This is a genomic window from Veillonella sp. 3891 (assembly GCF_003992315.1).
Taxonomy (GTDB): Bacteria; Bacillota; Negativicutes; order Veillonellales; family Veillonellaceae; genus F0422.
This window is the reverse complement of sequence record NZ_RQVE01000006.1, coordinates 1-16,772: the sequence shown is the minus strand read 5'-3', so window position 1 is coordinate 16,772 and position 16,772 is coordinate 1. Positions and strand designations below refer to the sequence as shown.

The following is a 16,772-nucleotide window of genomic DNA, read 5'->3' as shown; positions in this document are numbered from 1 at the left end:
TTCCCTATTGTAAGTTAGGTAGATAAAGAGAGAGATCTTTATCCAGCAAAGGTAGTGTGAACCCTTTGCTTGAGTTATTATAGCAAATGATTGTGTAAAAGTAAACACATGATTTTAGAAATTCCTAGCCTTTTTATATATTTTTTATATATAACGTTAGAAACTATTAGTATTACAACCTATGAATACTTTCACCGCCAAAATATTACTTTTCTTTCTGCTTCGCCAATAACTCTGCATGAGCCTTTTTAAATACAAAGGCATTGCGCACATGGCCTCGCATCCGCTCTTCTGCCAATTCGCCGTTGCGGTCATGAATGGCTTCCATAATTTGCTGATGTTCTAAATCACAAGAAATCGTCCTCGTTTTATCTGACGTACTAATGTACATATCACGATTCACCATTTCCCTAAAATCCGCTAAATAATCCGCCACACGATCATTACCAGAAAATTCTGCAATCAATGTATGAAAGCGGCTATTAATGGCAACCCGTTCTTCAGGATTTTCCGTATGGATACCCGCATCGCACACCTCTTGTAGTTCTACTAGTTGCTCCTCTGTACAGCGCTCTGCGCAAAGTCTAGCCCCTAAGCCTTCCATCACTTCACGACATTGGTACATAGCTACAATCTCCTCTGGAGAGTACCCTTTTACGGTAACACCTTTCCAAGGTTTAATGACCACAAGATTATCTTTCGCCAGTTTACGAAATGCTTCACGCACCGGAGTAGCGCTCACATTCAATTGCTCTGCAATACGCACTTCACTTAACTTCATTTTTGGTTTCAAAGAACCCGTCAAAATAGCTTGCTTTAATGACATATATACTTGTTCACTCAACGGTAATCGCCCAATTGAGTCAATACTATGCAAACGATACTCTTCTGTCTTATCCATCGAATCCCCCTCCAGGATGTTACTGTTCTATACTTGTACCTAGTCTTGGCATACGTAACATATTTCTTTCATTATACGTGAAATAGCTCCTAAAAATCAATGAAATCTAATGTCCCTGTGATATAATAGTAATAACTAAATGTATCTGTGTATAGAATAGGAATCAACCATGAGTCGTTGTCTAATTATTATAAACCCGGTATCAGGCGGTGGTCGGGCTCGCCGATACGTAATGGAACTGCAATGGCAACTAAGCGCACTCTTTGATCGCTTAGAAGTAAAATTCACCCGACAAGCCGGCGATGCTACCCGCTTTGCCATCGAAGCCTCCGACGAGGGATTTGATGCCATCTTTTGTATGGGCGGTGATGGTACCATCAACGAAACCGTTAACGGCATTGTCAAAGCTGGCTGTCGTGCCAAATTTGGTTTTATCCCTCTTGGCACGGTCAACGATATGAGCCGCGCTTTGGGCATCCCTTTACAACCTTTAGAGGCTATTCACGGTTTAAAACATAGCACCATCCGCCATGTCGATGTAGGCCGTTGTAATGATGCGTTCTTCTGCAACAACATTGCTATCGGAGTCATTCCCGAAGTCGTTGCCTCCGTCACTCCAAAAGAAAAACAATTATTAGGACCTCTAGCCTACTTTGCCAAAGGTGGACAAGCTTTATTTACGACCAAAGATTATAAGTTCCGCATTACTACCGAAGAAGGAATCCAAGAATTTATGTCCCCATTGGTTATCGCCTTGTTAACCAATGTAGTATCTAGCTTTGAGCATTTCATGCCTACCGCTTCCGTCGATGATGGGTACATGCGCATTATCATTTTTAAAGAATACTTCATCATGAATCTATTCTTTATCTTGCCACTCATTCTAAGCGGTTCTATTTATAATTCAAAATATGTAACCATACTGAAAGTCAAACAAGCACGCATCGAGGTATGCGACACCATGGAGGCTTCCACCAACATGGATGGCGATATCGGCCCTGATGCGCCAGTAGACTTGGAAGTATTGCCTAAGTTTTTACAAGTTTACGTGCCTAGCAAACGCCCTAAAAAGACCAATGGATTATTCCACAATCCATTACAAAAATAAATCCAATAGTTTTTGAACAAGCAACAGAGGAGAGTTGAACCATCAACTCTCCTCTGTTTTCTGTTGTTTTTGAAACGTTACCGAACTACGAATCCATTCCACAGGACTATTCCGTTTGTTGCCTATATCAATTTGTTGTACCATATCCCGCAATTGCGCTTCTCGCACTACAATATCTCGAATACCACCACCTATAGTTGTGGTCTCACGAACACGCATCGCTAGTAGTACATCTTCTATCGTCAATCCTTGTAAATACACATGCTGAATCCAAGTGTTCCCTGTATTGCTAAAGATGATACCTACCTGGCTATGGCGAATCTGTAAATTATACGCATTCCACCGTTCCGTTACACTGGATCCTACAGGATGTCCTGCTAACACTACAATCCCTTGTTGCATACGTTCCATCACAAGATTATGCATCAATAGCCCTACACCATCCCAATGCAATCCATCCCCACTGTGCATACCTTCCATACGCACATCTTGGATACTCAATTGGTCAACTTGTGTAGCCTCTACCATATGCGCCGGTGCATTTCTTAACACTGTATGTTTCAGAGAAACATCTTTACCATGATGAATGACCACTAACGAAGACCGTGTGGAACTCCCTTTTTCATAACTAGCCCCTCGATGCATAGCCGCTTCTACTTCTGACTTACTTAACAAACCAGTAGTATCAAGCGCAGCTTGTGTCACTGCATCCGTTTCAGTTCCACTTTCCTCTTGTAAAAGATCTTCTTTCCATCCATATCCATCAATAGTACCACCACGAATGACAACACTTTCAATAGGACCTTGTTCATCGCCTTCTAATTGTAAAAGCCCTAAATACGGCGTACCTCCTGTTACCACATAATTCGGTTTCACAAAGGCCGCGCTATCATTGACCGCCATCAACACGGCATCCTTGTCTAGTTCCAAGGTCATATAGCTATGTAAGAATAGTGTTCCTGTGCGGTATACACCTTTACTGAGATGTAAGATGCCTCCTGCAGGGGTATCACGTATCGCTTTTTGCAAAGCTACCGTATTATCTGTCACTCCATCCCCTACAGCGCCATAGGCTGTCGCCTCTAACCGTGGTTCTCGAGGCAATGTTTTGACAGGCACCTTGGAAGAATCAGATACGGCAGAACCCGCTTCATCCACCGCTTTTACTTGCACCACATAGACTGTATCAGGATCCAATCCATTCAACTCTACCCTAGGAATCATAGTTCCCCCCTTTGTATTAGGGCGAATTTTTTTCACTTTTTCTTGATTAACGTAAATATCATACCCCGCCAATCGATCATCTTCCACTGGATGCCAAGCTAAGGAAATCGTCGTGCTAGTAACATCTAATTTAGGTATTTGCAATTCAAAGTCGCCTGCTTCTACCGTATATTTCGTTACTGGCGTTGTATATTTCACATACATATTCCAGCCTACCCCTAGCAAAGCTAAGAGTAAACTCAATCCTACGACCCACCATCCATACGCTCTATATCGTTTCTGCTTCATTATGTCCATCCTGTTCTCATGTATTCGCCATAGCTCATCTATCTAGCACATGACTTATATGTACCATTCTACATGATTTACAAAAATGGTCAATACTCAGCCGATAGTGGTAACTCGCATAATATGAGACATAGGAACAAGCACGTCTCCTACAGTCATCGTTCGATACACTGTATCAATCTGCTGTAATCGTCCTTGCACCGTATCATAGGCTCGTCCATTGTGATACACCACACTGACTAAATTTCCTATCACCAGCCCCTTACACTGTTGGTCTAACACTTCCAATTGCTCCTCTGAAAGCTCTTTACGACACTCTTTATATCGTGCTGTTTCATCCAACAACTCTTGAAACCCCTTTAATGCCGCAAAGGGCATAAATTGTTTAGCCCGCTGTAACAATGTCATTTTCGGTCGTTTATGTTGCATTATGTCCTCCCACCAAGGTGTTACGAAACTGCATAGTCCCCTCTTCTTGCAAACTGCTAGCACGGAGTATGGAGTTACCGCCGAACTTTTCCTTTATAGTCAATACAGTCCGTTCCACTTGGTACGCCTTTTCTTCCCTATCCTGAGACATGGAAAATAAATCTTCTTCCCAAGGTACGGCCTCACGGTTTACTAAATCATCAAATCCTACCGATAACTGCCGAATCGCTTGATGAGAGTGGGCAGTGTCTTTGTACAATGTTAGCACCGCCTGTGAAAGCACATCTAAAGAGCACGTATACTTCGATAATCGCCTTGATCCACCAGTACCTTTTACCGTTCGATCTGCATACCGCACACCTAAGGAGATATATTTCGTCAGTGCTTCTTCTGCAATCAGTTCCAATACTAAAGATTCTACCATTTCCCGAAGGGGCACAAAACACTCCTCATAGGAATAATTCCGCAGTAGAATTTGCCTCCTCGACAACGAATGTTTTACCGGTCGGTAGGCATGAATTTCTTTCATCGTGCACGTCTCACGCCCCCAAGCATGATCAATAAGTAACTCTGCATTCACACCAAATTCTTTATACCACCTATCCTCTGGCACAGTCGTGATACCATGTAGATCTACTACACCATACTTATGTAAGCGGCTTGCTATTCCCTTTCCGATTTGCCAAATATCAGTGATGGGTCGATGATGCCATATCTTTTCTTTAAATAGTTCCTCATTAAGAACGCCAATACCCTGCGGTGCATGCTTTGCTAACACATCGAGAGCCACCTTAGCCAGAAACAAATTGCTTCCTAAACCGACCGTGGCATGAATATGAGTTTGTTCCAGTACCTTCTGTTTGAATAGCAACGCCAATTCACGCCATGTTTTCTTATACAATCGGCTATATGGCGTTACATCGATAAAATATTCATCAATGGAATACACATGAATATCTTCTGGTGCCACATAGTCCAGTAAGACACCATAAATAGAGGCAGATACATCCATATATCGTCGCATTCTAGGTTTCACTGCCATATACTCAATGTTGGAGGGAATCTCAAACAAACGACATCGATTCTTGACACCTAATCCCTTGAGTGCCGGAGAAATAGCCAGTGTAATCGCCCCTAGCCCACGTGATGCATCTGCTACAACTAATGGCGTAGTGAAAGGATCTACCCCTAAATCTGCACATTCCACAGACGCATAAAAACTCTTCAAATCTAAGCACATATACACTGCCATACTATCCCTCCTCTATAGGAGTATAATAGCATATTTGTTCTATATTTTCAATATATATGTTCGCTTTATTAAACCTATCATACTATAGTAGTTATATATTATTTTTAAAAGATGACTATAGAATAATATCCGCTTTTGACTTGGTTTATTATCAAGCCCCCCTCTCTTTATCATCCTCGACACTTACTAAAGCAACTTTAACATTCAAAAAACCAAGCATGTAACTAAGCTCATCACTATTAAAACCAACTCATTTGGGCCTATACCCCAAGAATAGATGAAAAAACAGGTTGCCCCAAAGGACAACCTGTTGTAAGTTTGTGTGATATGATTGTATTTCTGATTATAAGAAACGGTTCAAGGAAGCAGTGCTTGCCAAGTGACGATCTGTCATACCCATTTCTGCTGGAGTGCAACCCAATGCAAGACCAATTAATTGGCTCATGTGGATGATAGGCATATCACCATTCATTGGAACAGTTGCTTTTGCTTCTTTTTGGAACATATCCAATTGCATTTGGCAAAGTGGGCATGGTGTTACGACACAATCAGCACCTTCTTTTTGCGCATCTGCATTGATAGAACCAGTCATTTTCATTACAGAATCATGTGCAGGGTATACTGCATGGAAACCACAGCAATCTAATTTACGGGAGAAATCGATTGGAGTCGCACCTAATGCTGTAATTAAATCTGCCAAGCTTGTTGGGATTTGCATATCTTCGAAGCCCATTTCTTCTTCTGGACGAAGGATATGGCAACCATAATATTCAGCAACCTTAAGACCTGTCAATGGACGAGTCACTTTTGCTTTCAAATTATCTAAACCATATTCGCGGATAAGCACCCACAAGAAATGTGTTACTTCGCTAGTACCTTTATAGTTCATACCTGCTTCGCCAAGAATGTTGTTTACTTTTTGACGAGTTACTTCATGCTCATCAAGCTCTTTTTTAGCTTCACGAAGCATTAATGTACAAGTGTTACAAACTGTAAGAATATCTAGACCTTCTTTTTCAGCCAACGCGATGTTACGAGCGTTAGTGGAAAGAGTCAATAATGGATCGATATCTTGAACGTGGGACGCGCCACAGCAAGTCCATCCGTCTAATTCTTGGATTTCGATACCTAATTTTTTCGCTACTGCAACGGTTGCTAAGTAGTCTTCTTTAGATGCGCCTTCTAATACGCAACCTGGGAAAAATCCGTATTTCATTATTTTCCAGCCTCCTCTACTGCACGACCGATTGTATGAACACCTTCAATACCATTCACTGGTTTATGAGAAACTACCAATTCGAATGGATTGATTTTGCCATGTTTCCATAAACGAAGAGCATATAGAGCTTGTTTTGCGGAATCCAATAATCCGTCTGTTTTCAAGCTCATTGTTACTTCGTTTAGGCGACCAGTTCTTAACAAGTCTTGTTTGAACGCGATAGCATGACGAGTACCTTTGTTGGACAAGCCAGCTTCTGTCGCTACACGGCGAAGGTTGGAAATATCTTTTTCTGGCTTCAAATGTTTAGGACAACGAGTGATACAGTTCATGCAATGTACACATTTCCACAAGCCATGATTGAAAGCTGGTGTAGTATGCGCCATTGGAGACACATCACGGGAATCCATTACAAAGCGGTTAGCTTTTGTATATACATATGGATCCAAGAAATCTTCACGGTTAGCAGACAATTTGTTACATTCGGAAGCACAGCATCCACAAAGGATACATTCTGTATTCATAACGAATTTTTTGAAGTCTGCAGCTGTTTGACGAGTACCAGTTTTAGTAGTGAATTCTGGTTTTACGAAGATCCAAGGAGCTACTTCTTTCAAGCGGCTAACTTTTGCTTCCCAGTCAACTACTAAGTCACGGATGACATCAAAGTTACCGATTGGTGCTACTGTGATTTCGTCAGAACCGAAACGTTCTGTAATTTCGTCGATTTTAGCTTCACAACCAAGCATTGCTTGACCGTTAACTTTCACGGAGCAAGCGCCACATACTGCGGAACGGCAAGCTGCTACGAAAGTTAATGTTGGATCTAATGTATCTTTAATTTTTTGTAAGCCCCAAAGGATAGTACGGTCTGCTTCATAATCGAAAGTATAAGACTGTACATACGCGCGGCCTTCGTTAAAGCGGTGGATATGATAAGTAATTTGTCTCATCTTAGTACTTCCTTTCTTGTGGTTCGTATTTAGTGAACACTACATCGCGTTCGGACATTTCGTATTCACCATTTGCGCCAAGTTTCCAAATTGTATGTTTTAAATATTGGGAATCATCACGTTTAGGGAATTCTTCACGAACGTGAGCACCACGGGATTCTTTACGGTTTAACGCACCTAATGCAATAGCTTTCGCAACTGTTAACATAGATTTGATTTCTACGTAGTTAACGAATGCCATGTTGTAAGTACGGTTGGAATCACCTACGTAGCAAGTTTCATACTCTTTAGTTAAACGTTCGATGACTTCAAGAGCTTCTGTGATACCTGCTTCGTTACGGAAGATACCTACTTTATTCCACATAGCTACTGCCAATTCATCACGAATTTCAGCTACTGGACGACCAGAAGTACGGGATGTAACTTCAACGAATTTAGCTTCCCATTCTTCAGCTTTTGCTTGTAATTCAGCATCGCAATCTGCGAATGTGCTAGCTTGTGCATAGTCAGCAGCGCCTGCACCGGATACTTTACCGAATACAACGCCGTCTGCCAAGGAGTTACCGCCTAAACGGTTAGCACCATGGATAGAGATACAAGATGCTTCACCAGATGCGAAGATACCAGGGATTTCTGTTGCACAAGTTTTGTAATCTACTACGTCGATACCGCCCATGATGTAATGGCAAGTAGGACGAATTGGCACTGGATCAGTTAATGGATCGCAATGTTCAAAGCAAAGAGCCAAGTCACGGATACCATGTAGTTTTTCGATAATAACTTCTGGTCCTAAGTGACGAAGGTCTGCTACTACATAAGCATCAAGACCAGTTCCGTTGAAACCACGACCTGCTGCGATTTCATCTTCGATTGCTTTTGCAACAACGTCACGAGACGCTAATTCCATTTTGTTAGGAGCGTATTTTTTCATGAAACGTTCGCCCTCAACATTTAACAAGTATCCGCCTTCACCACGAACAGCTTCGGACATCAAGATACCAGTTTTACCAAGACCAGTTGGATGGAATTGAATCATTTCCATATCTTTCAAGCCTACACCAGCACGGAAAGCTACTGCCATGCCGTCACCAGTGGAAAGGAATGGGTTAGTTGTACGAGTCCAGAATACACGGCCAGCACCACCAGTGGATAATACGATGGATTTAGCTTTGATAATTTCTACTTTACCTTTTTTCATATTCCAGATGATAGCACCACCAGCTTTACCGTCTTTTACAACGATATCTAATAGGTACCATTCCTGTAAGAAATGCACGCCTTCTTTAAGACATTGTTCATATGTTGTATGAAGAATCACGTGACCAGTTTTATCCGCACTGTAGCATGTACGTGGATAGGATTGTCCACCAAAGTTACGTTGTGCGATTTTACCTTCGTCTGTACGAGAGAAAGGAGTTCCCATGAAATCCATTTCTAATACGCCTTCTGGGCAACGTTGACAGAAGAATTCGATAGCATCTTGGTCGCCAAGATAGTCAGAACCTTTTACTGTATCAAATGTATGAACTTCTGTGGAGTCTTCTTTTGCTACGTTATTTAACGCCGCATTAACACCACCTTGTGCCATTGCTGTGGCAGAACGTGTTGGGAAAATTTTTGTGATCAATGCTACACGCAAACCATCGCGTCGTGCAGCTTCTAAAGCAGCTCGTTGGCCTGCTCCACCACTACCTACTACGAGAACATCATATTGTTCCATACGTACCTCCTCAAAAACACTTGTCTTATTTTGAACTATACCTCTTACATACTGTTCTGAAATAAGGAACTATGTTTAACTGCATATATGACTGACATATGCATCAATCTATAGCCTTATTATATACGCTATTTCAAAGTGTTACAATTGTCACACCACCCCCTTAAAAACCCCTTTTTTACAAGGGATTAAGCGGTTTTGATAACGTTTTTCATAGGCTTTATATAAGTATATAACAATACTATTATTTCGAGCTAATTTCCATGCAATTTATACTTATACAGTGTACTTTTATCTTTTCCCTCAATTATCTTATTATTACACAATTTTTTAGGTTTTATAAATTTTTGTCATTATTAAATTTTACTTCCAAAACGCATTAGTAAAATGCTTTTAAAAGGTTTTCTTTTTTCTATATGATATTTTTTCTCATTAATTTTTTTCACATTCATTTATACTTTTTTAGCATTAATAATATGACTTAAATTTATAATACAATATATTGATTTTTATCACACATCACATACAAGTCATATCTATTTTTTTCCATTTTGTTTTTCTGAAAGTATCGAATGGAAGATGCTCAAAACACAAAAAAGACGGAATTTTCCATCGTCTATAGTATTATCTGTTCTATTTTACTATTAGAGTTTTATCTTCTTTCTCACAGGCTGTCCGCTTGTATAACATAACCCGTTATTACCTATGTTATACTCATTCCCCTAATTCAGTTTCTACAAGCCTTAAGTCAATCATTTCTCTCCACAGCTTTCAAATCAACGCATTTCTAACACCACTCTTTTGTAAAGTATCTTTTCCTCATTATGGTATGCATTTTTGACATGCTGAAAGCGTTGTGAAAAAACGACTCCTATAGTATAATTTTAGAAGATGTTGTGCCAAAGTGCTCCATCTCTATACAATATATTGATATTGAGTCTGTGTGAAAACATATCTATGCACTCTCATTTACACGTTGTAAATGGGAGTCCTTTTATGGTCAATGCCTAATACATATATTAGCCGGATATGCTTTCACATATATTCAATATATGTGCATACTCTTTACAAAGAATGCAAATATTACATTGTCAGAAAAAGGAGACACTCATGAGCATTATGATCAAGAAACGGGATGGCCATTATGAGCCATTGTCGGTAGAAAAAACGAAGAAAATGGTTGCCTTTGCTTGTTTAGGCCTAGATTCTTGTGATCCTATCGAGCTAGAAATGGATTGTAAATTACAGTTCGTAGATGGTATGACTACAAAACAAATTCAACAAACCCTTGTGCAAACTGCCATCGAGAAAGTCATCCAAAAGGTAGACGATGGTTTCGGCAACATGGTAAACCGCATGAACCAAGACTGGCAGTTCGTGGCAGCTCGTCTATATTTATTCGATTTGTACAAAGAAGCCGCTATCAATCGTAAATACAAAGCCTTCGGCTATGGCAATTTCACTGATCTGGTGAAAACATTGGTAGATGCTGGTCGCTATGCAGACTTCTTCTTAACACAATATACAGAAGCTGAATTAGAAGAACTTGGCGACTATATCAAACCGAAACGTGACTACTTATTTAACTATGAAGGTATTAAATTATTAGCAGACCGCTATTTAGTGAAAGGGTTCAACAAAGAAATTTTTGAACTCCCTCAAGAACGTTTCATGGCTATCGCTATGCATTTAGCTGTCATTGAAGGCGACAAAAAGGTCTACTACGCAAAAAAATTCTATGACTTGATGAGCGAGTTAAAAATGACCACTGCTACTCCAACACTGGCCAATGCAGGTACACCATTCCATCAACTAAGCTCTTGCTTTATCTCTGGTGTGGAAGATAATCTATGGTCCATTTACGATGTAAATGCGAAGTTCTCCCGTGTATCTAAACATGGTGGCGCTCTTGGTATTTATCTTGGTAAAGTACGTGCTTTGAACTCCGACATTCGTGGCTATAAAAACTCCTCTGGCGGCGTTATCCCTTGGATTCGTTTATACAACGATACAGCCGTTGCGGTAGACCAATTGGGGAAACGCAAAGGTGGCGCTACGGTAACACTTGATGTATGGCATAAAGACTTCTACGAATTTGTTGAACTTCGTACCAACAATGGTGACGATCGCCGTAAAGCTCACGATATCTTCCCTGCTCTATCTGTGCCAGATATTTTCATGGAACGTGTTATCAATCGTGAACATTTCACCTTATTTGATCCACATGAAGTATCTCGTGTGATGGGCTTTCAGTTAGAAGATTATTACGATGACGATACGAATAAGGCTTTCACAGAAAAATATTTAGCTTGTGAAGCTAGTCCAGATTTACACGGTATCGAAGTAAGTGCCTTGGATATGATGAAAAAAATCATGCGTTCTGCCGTAGAAACAGGTACACCGTTTATCTTCTTCCGGGATACGACAAACCGTGCAAACCCTAACAAACATGCAGGTATGATTTATGCGTCCAACTTGTGCCATGAAATCGCGCAAAACGTTGGGTTCACTGATTTAGACGAAGAAATTATCCAAGATGATGGTTCCATCGTGACTCGTACAAAAGCTGGGGACATGGTAACGTGTAATTTGAACTCCATCAACCTAGGTCAAACCTCTGACGAAGAATTGGAAGAAAACATCGCTTTACAAGTTCGTATGTTGGATAATGTTATCACCATCAACCAATTCCCTGTACCTGAAACTCGTGTGACTAGTGAAAAATATCGCGCTATCGGTCTTGGCACTAGCGGTTACCACCACTATTTGGTGAAACATAAAGTGCAATGGGAAAGTGATGCACACTTGGAAATCGCTGATACATTGTTTGAAAATATTGCCTATGCTGCCATCAAGGCATCCATGGAATTAGCAAAAGAAAAAGGAGCGTATCCTGCTTTCAAAGGGTCTCAATGGGAAACTGGAGAATATTTTGAACGCCGTGGTTATACCTCTGAAAGATGGCAACAACTGAAAGCTGACGTAGCCAAATATGGTATCCGTAACGGTTACTTAATGGCTATCGCACCGACAGGCAGCACATCCAATATTGCTAATACCACAGCTGGCATTGACCCAATATTCAAAAAATTCTTCATCGAAGAGAAAAAAGGTAGCTTCACTCCGAAAACAGCGCCTGATTTGAGCAATGAAACAATGTGGTTCTACAAAGAAGCACATACTATCGATCAACAATGGTCTATTAAAGCGTGCGGTATCCGCCAACGCCATATCGACCAAGCGCAGTCTTTCAACTTGTATATTACGCCACAAATGAAAGCAAAAGAAATTCTAGATTTATATGTGGAAGCCTATAAACAAGGCATTAAGACAATTTACTATATCCGTAACCAATCCTTAGAAATGGATGAATGCACTAGTTGTTCCTCCTAATCTTTGGCGGATTTATATTTGAATAGGGAAAGAGCACCACACGCTCCTCCACAAACTGATCCTACGGTAGGTTTGTTCCGGAGCATGTAGTGCTCTTTTTGTATTTACTTTATAATAAAAATTATGATCCAAAGATGTAGTTTTTTTCACCTAGTACATTATTATATATTCTTTTCAGCTGATTCATTTACGGTTACAAGATTTTTGGAATTTAGCTTTTCTAGTGATGCGAGTTGCAATCTAGCTAATGCTCTAAGTTCTATCATACGTTCCTTTTGCTCTATTCCTTTACTGATTAACATCGCATTGTAGCTCTCCATATTGGCAAGTACCAAGAGTTCATTAAGACTTGCATAATCCCGCATATTGCCTTTCAGTGTTGGGTTTTCATCACGCCACTGTTTTGCTCTCCTATTAAATAATGCAACATTGAGCATATCAGCTTCACTAGCATATTTATAAGATAACTGTTCATTGGTAAAATCATTTAGTAGATATTCTTTAATTGCATCTGTATGAATTTTATAGTTAATCTTTGAGATTTCACGATTCAAATTCCAACTAAGTGATAAGCTAGAATTTTCATCTGCTTTCAATCGTTTATAATCTTGAATGATATATAATTTAAACTCTGGAGATATCCAAGAAGCAAATTCCATGGCAATATCATATTGTGCATAAGTTCCACCATACCTTCCAGATTTAGCTATAATTCCAACGGCATTTGTAGATGCAATCCATTTTTGTGGTGTCATAGTAAATCTATTAAGACCAGCTTCATTTCTAAACGTGTCGAATTGCACACGGTTAAAATTTCTATTATTAAGAGTTTCCCATAGCCCTATAAATTCTAATGTATTTCTATTCCTCATCCAATTTTGAATAACAAAACGAGGGTCATCACTATTTCTATACTTTGCAATATCCGTAAGGCTTATATAATCATTTTTAAAGTCCTCCGTATAAACTTGAATAGAAAGTCCTTTTGCTTCAATTGTATCCTTTTTCAACTTAGGCATATACATCCCTCCTTTATGATGATCTGTTCGTATTTTGCCATAGTATCCGTTCCTCCCATAGTAGGAAATAATAACTCACCCTCACATTGACGACTCTTCTATGCCTTTATTATAGCACAAACGTTTGTGATATGTTTATATTCTATAGGTTTTACATCATGATATTTCTATAGTTTTCGATTATAATCGAACCAACACTAATATCTACTAATAATTTCCATTATACTAGAAATTATATATATAAATTCTAATGATTTCGATTATATTCGAAATTATCATTGGAATACACATATATTTCGAGTATAATAGAATCAATGAAAGTGAGGTGTTTGCTATGGAATATATTAAACGTCCTAAGTATTTAACACAAATAGAACCATTCATTGATAAGCCAGTGATCAAGATTCTGACAGGCATGCGCCGTGTTGGAAAGTCTACGTTATTAACAATCATTAAAGATACTATCTTGCAGGAAATACCTGATGAACGAAAAATTTATATCAACTTTGAATCATTAGAGTTTATGGATATCACAGAAGCAAGCACATTAGCCAAGTACCTCCTTCAAAAGACCCAGAACCTAGAAGGAAAGATATATTACTTTTTTGATGAAGTTCAATTAGTACAAAATTGGGAACGAGTGATTAATGGGCTTCGAGTTGATAAAGATTGCGATATCTATATTACTGGCTCCAACTCTACCTTAATCTCTGGCGAACTTGCTACGCTCCTTGCTGGCAGATATGTAGAGTTTGAAATACAGCCATTTACATTTGATGAGTTTATAGAAGTATTTCAGGAAAAACATCTAAGTAAGGACGACCTATTCACTAAGTTTATTCAATTAGGTGGCATGCCTACCTTAAAATACTTTAACCTAGAAGAAAACAGTAGTTATAAATATCTAAATGATGTGTATCATACGGTTTTAATCAAAGATGTGTTAACGCACAATAAAATTCGAGATGTAGATATTTTTAATCGCATCCTATCGTTTACCATACAAAATATAGGGTCTCCCGTTTCTGCAACTAGTATTAAAAAGTATTTAAAGAGCGAACATCGGGATGTTTCCATTGATACGATCCTTAATTATTTAGACTATTGTCAGCAAGCTTTCATCCTGAAAAAGGTGTCTAGATTCGATACGGTCGGTAAAAAGAATCTTAAAATTGATGAAAAATATTACCTTACGGATCATGGATTTCGGGCTGCTAAAGGGTATTCTAATACGAAAGATATTGAAAGAGCCCTGGAAAATATCGTATATATTGAGCTGATCTCTAGAGGATATACCGTAGAAATTGGGAAAGTAAAAGATATGGAAATCGACTTTATCGCCACTAAAGATAAGGAACGAATATACTATCAAGTGTCCTATCTCATGGAAACAGAAGCCACACGACAACGTGAATTTGGCGTTTATGCACATGTACAAGATAATTACCCCAAATTTGTTCTCTCCATGGATACCATTGACTTTAGCCAGGATGGAATTGTTCACAAACATGTAGTTGATTTTTTGTTGGAAAATGCAGTGACAGGAAATGTATTCTAGCGTAGAGCACATAAAAAGCACAGGACTGGTACTCCCGTGCTTTTTATATACCGTATTTCTCTCTAAAAAATGCATCTACTTCCTCTTTAGTATAGGAGCGTTCATTCTTTAAAGAATCTATTCCTTTTTGCAATTCCTTATCTAATTCTTCCTTCGATAAACTAGCTAAGAATACTAATGTATCCGGTTTATTTTCTTTTGGTACCGCATGTGTATTTTTAGACACATGACCTATATTCCCCATACTTATATACCTATCCTTTTTCATTTCATTAATGGCTTTATTTTTCTAATACCGCTACTAAATACTAATACACCATTGTTTTTAACTCTTGTCTAATATCATTATACACTGCTGCATCAAAACTCACAACACTCTACCTATTAATCATCTCTCCCCCTATCTTTTTAGTATGCATTTTTAGTATAATAAGAGGTAGTTTATAACTATATACCTATGAAAGCATGCATCATATCCAGGCTTTCATAATAATTTATAAATATATTGTGATTATAGATAAGGTAGGATCAACTTTCATGGAAAAGAAACTGATTTTTAATGAACATGGTGACCGCGGCACGCAAAGTATGGTGGGCGGTAATACGACGAATTTACGGGAATGGAATCGTATTAAGTACGATTGGGCGAATACATTGTATCGTACGATGCTGAACAATTTCTGGATTCCTGAAGAAATTTCTTTGAACGAAGATATTAAGCAATTCCCCTATTTAACGGACAGCGAGCGCCGTGCTTTTGACAAGATTATTTCTTTCTTAAACTTCTTGGACTCCATTCAAAGTGAAAACTTACCAAACTTGAGCCGCTATATTACGGCTTCTGAGGTAGCTTCTTTATTGAACATCCAAGCCTTCCAAGAAGAAATTCACGCCCAATCCTATTCTTACATTTTGGATACCGTAACGAATCCAATTACTCGTGACCGCATTTATGATGAGTGGCGTACGGATGAGCATTTATTGGCTCGTAACCGCTTCATCGCTGACATTTACCAACGCTTTAGTGATGAGCCATCGGAGCACAATTTAATCCGCACGATCATGGCTAACTATATTTTAGAAGGCATCTATTTCTACTCTGGATTTAGTTTCTTCTACACATTGGCTCGCCAAGGTAAAATGACCGCAACTTCCACAATCTTTAAATACATCAATCGTGACGAAGTGACTCACTTAGTATTGTTCCAAAACATTATCCGTGAGCTTCGCATCGAACGTCCTGAACTATTCACTGCTGAACTAGAAGCTGAGTTAACACAAATGCTTCGTGAAGGTACTGAAAATGAAATTGCTTGGGGGCAATACATCACTGACGACAAAATCCTTGGCATCAACAACACATTGATCGAACGCTACATCAAATACTTAGCGAACCAACGTGCTGATTCCATCGGCTTGCAACCGTTATATCCAGACATCAAGGAAAACCCTATGGCTTGGATTGAAAGTTTCTCCAACTTGAACAGCACAAAAACTGACTTCTTTGAGGCGAAAGTTACAAACTATACAAAAGCTGCGGCATTCGATTTCGACGATTTGGAATAAGAATGCCTATAAGGTTATATACATAAAAGCTACACGTAGATACATTCTACTGTGTAGCTTTTTTATCTTGAATTTATGATCTAAGTGCAACTAAAAAAGATTCATAGCTTTCTGATAAAATAGTGTTTGCAAAGACATCTAA

The 16,772-nt window shown here is 39.1% G+C and carries 13 protein-coding genes; 4 read left to right on the top strand and 9 right to left on the bottom strand.

Annotated features, from left to right (window positions below):
* Positions 1 to 205: 205 nt before the first annotated feature.
* Positions 206 to 901, bottom strand: coding sequence for a GntR family transcriptional regulator (locus tag EO118_RS04480; protein ID WP_127068832.1), 696 nt, complete (start codon positions 899 to 901; stop codon positions 206 to 208).
* 169 nt (positions 902 to 1,070) lie between these two features.
* On the opposite strand from EO118_RS04480, the gene EO118_RS04475 reads away from it, so the two are divergent.
* Entirely contained in the window at positions 1,071 to 2,009 is a 939-nt protein-coding gene (locus EO118_RS04475) for a diacylglycerol kinase family protein (RefSeq protein WP_127068831.1), read from the top strand.
* 42 nt (positions 2,010 to 2,051) lie between these two features.
* Here EO118_RS04475 and EO118_RS04470 read toward each other — a convergent pair whose 3' ends face one another.
* The 6 genes from EO118_RS04470 to EO118_RS04445 form a co-directional block, all read right to left on the bottom strand.
* Positions 2,052 to 3,521, bottom strand: coding sequence for a glycosyl hydrolase family 28-related protein (locus EO118_RS04470; RefSeq protein ID WP_164723808.1), 1,470 nt, complete (start codon positions 3,519 to 3,521; stop codon positions 2,052 to 2,054).
* 96 nt (positions 3,522 to 3,617) lie between these two features.
* Complete coding sequence (locus tag EO118_RS04465; RefSeq protein WP_240626873.1) at positions 3,618 to 3,950, bottom strand: hypothetical protein; 333 nt, start codon at positions 3,948 to 3,950, stop codon at positions 3,618 to 3,620.
* Positions 3,940 to 5,202, bottom strand: coding sequence for a DNA repair protein (locus EO118_RS04460; RefSeq protein ID WP_127068829.1), 1,263 nt, complete (start codon positions 5,200 to 5,202; stop codon positions 3,940 to 3,942). The genes EO118_RS04465 and EO118_RS04460 overlap by 11 nt, the downstream gene beginning before the upstream one ends.
* Positions 5,203 to 5,545: 343 nt before the next feature.
* A complete protein-coding gene (locus EO118_RS04455; protein WP_127068828.1) occupies positions 5,546 to 6,418 on the bottom strand; it encodes a CoB--CoM heterodisulfide reductase iron-sulfur subunit B family protein in 873 nt (290 codons plus the stop codon).
* Positions 6,418 to 7,374: a succinate dehydrogenase/fumarate reductase iron-sulfur subunit gene (locus EO118_RS04450; protein ID WP_127068827.1), complete on the bottom strand. Its 957-nt coding sequence runs from the start codon at positions 7,372 to 7,374 to the stop codon at positions 6,418 to 6,420. Before EO118_RS04450 ends, EO118_RS04455 begins: the two co-directional genes overlap by 1 nt.
* 1 nt (position 7,375) lies before the next feature.
* Positions 7,376 to 9,094, bottom strand: coding sequence for an FAD-binding protein (locus EO118_RS04445; RefSeq protein ID WP_127068826.1), 1,719 nt, complete (start codon positions 9,092 to 9,094; stop codon positions 7,376 to 7,378).
* Between the two features lie 1,110 nt (positions 9,095 to 10,204).
* Between EO118_RS04445 and EO118_RS04440 the strand changes: the two genes are divergently transcribed.
* Positions 10,205 to 12,487, top strand: coding sequence for a ribonucleoside-diphosphate reductase subunit alpha (locus EO118_RS04440; RefSeq protein WP_127068825.1), 2,283 nt, complete (start codon positions 10,205 to 10,207; stop codon positions 12,485 to 12,487).
* 161 nt (positions 12,488 to 12,648) lie between these two features.
* Here the strand turns inward: EO118_RS04440 and EO118_RS04435 are convergent, their stop codons facing one another.
* Positions 12,649 to 13,506 (bottom strand): KilA-N domain-containing protein, encoded by an 858-nt coding sequence (locus EO118_RS04435; RefSeq protein WP_127068824.1) that lies wholly within the window; start codon positions 13,504 to 13,506, stop codon positions 12,649 to 12,651.
* 334 nt (positions 13,507 to 13,840) lie between these two features.
* Here EO118_RS04435 and EO118_RS04430 point away from each other — a divergent pair, with 334 nt between their 5' ends.
* Complete coding sequence (locus tag EO118_RS04430; RefSeq protein WP_127068823.1) at positions 13,841 to 15,064, top strand: ATP-binding protein; 1,224 nt, start codon at positions 13,841 to 13,843, stop codon at positions 15,062 to 15,064.
* Between the two features lie 43 nt (positions 15,065 to 15,107).
* Here EO118_RS04430 and EO118_RS04425 read toward each other — a convergent pair whose 3' ends face one another.
* The gene (locus EO118_RS04425; protein ID WP_127068822.1) at positions 15,108 to 15,308 is read right to left on the bottom strand and encodes a hypothetical protein; all 201 of its coding nucleotides are present in this window, start codon (positions 15,306 to 15,308) and stop codon (positions 15,108 to 15,110) included.
* Positions 15,309 to 15,601: 293 nt separating this feature from the next.
* On the opposite strand from EO118_RS04425, the gene EO118_RS04420 reads away from it, so the two are divergent.
* On the top strand, positions 15,602 to 16,630 hold the full coding sequence (locus EO118_RS04420; RefSeq protein ID WP_127068821.1) for a ribonucleotide-diphosphate reductase subunit beta: 1,029 nt from the start codon (positions 15,602 to 15,604) through the stop codon (positions 16,628 to 16,630).
* Positions 16,631 to 16,772: the final 142 nt, after the last annotated feature.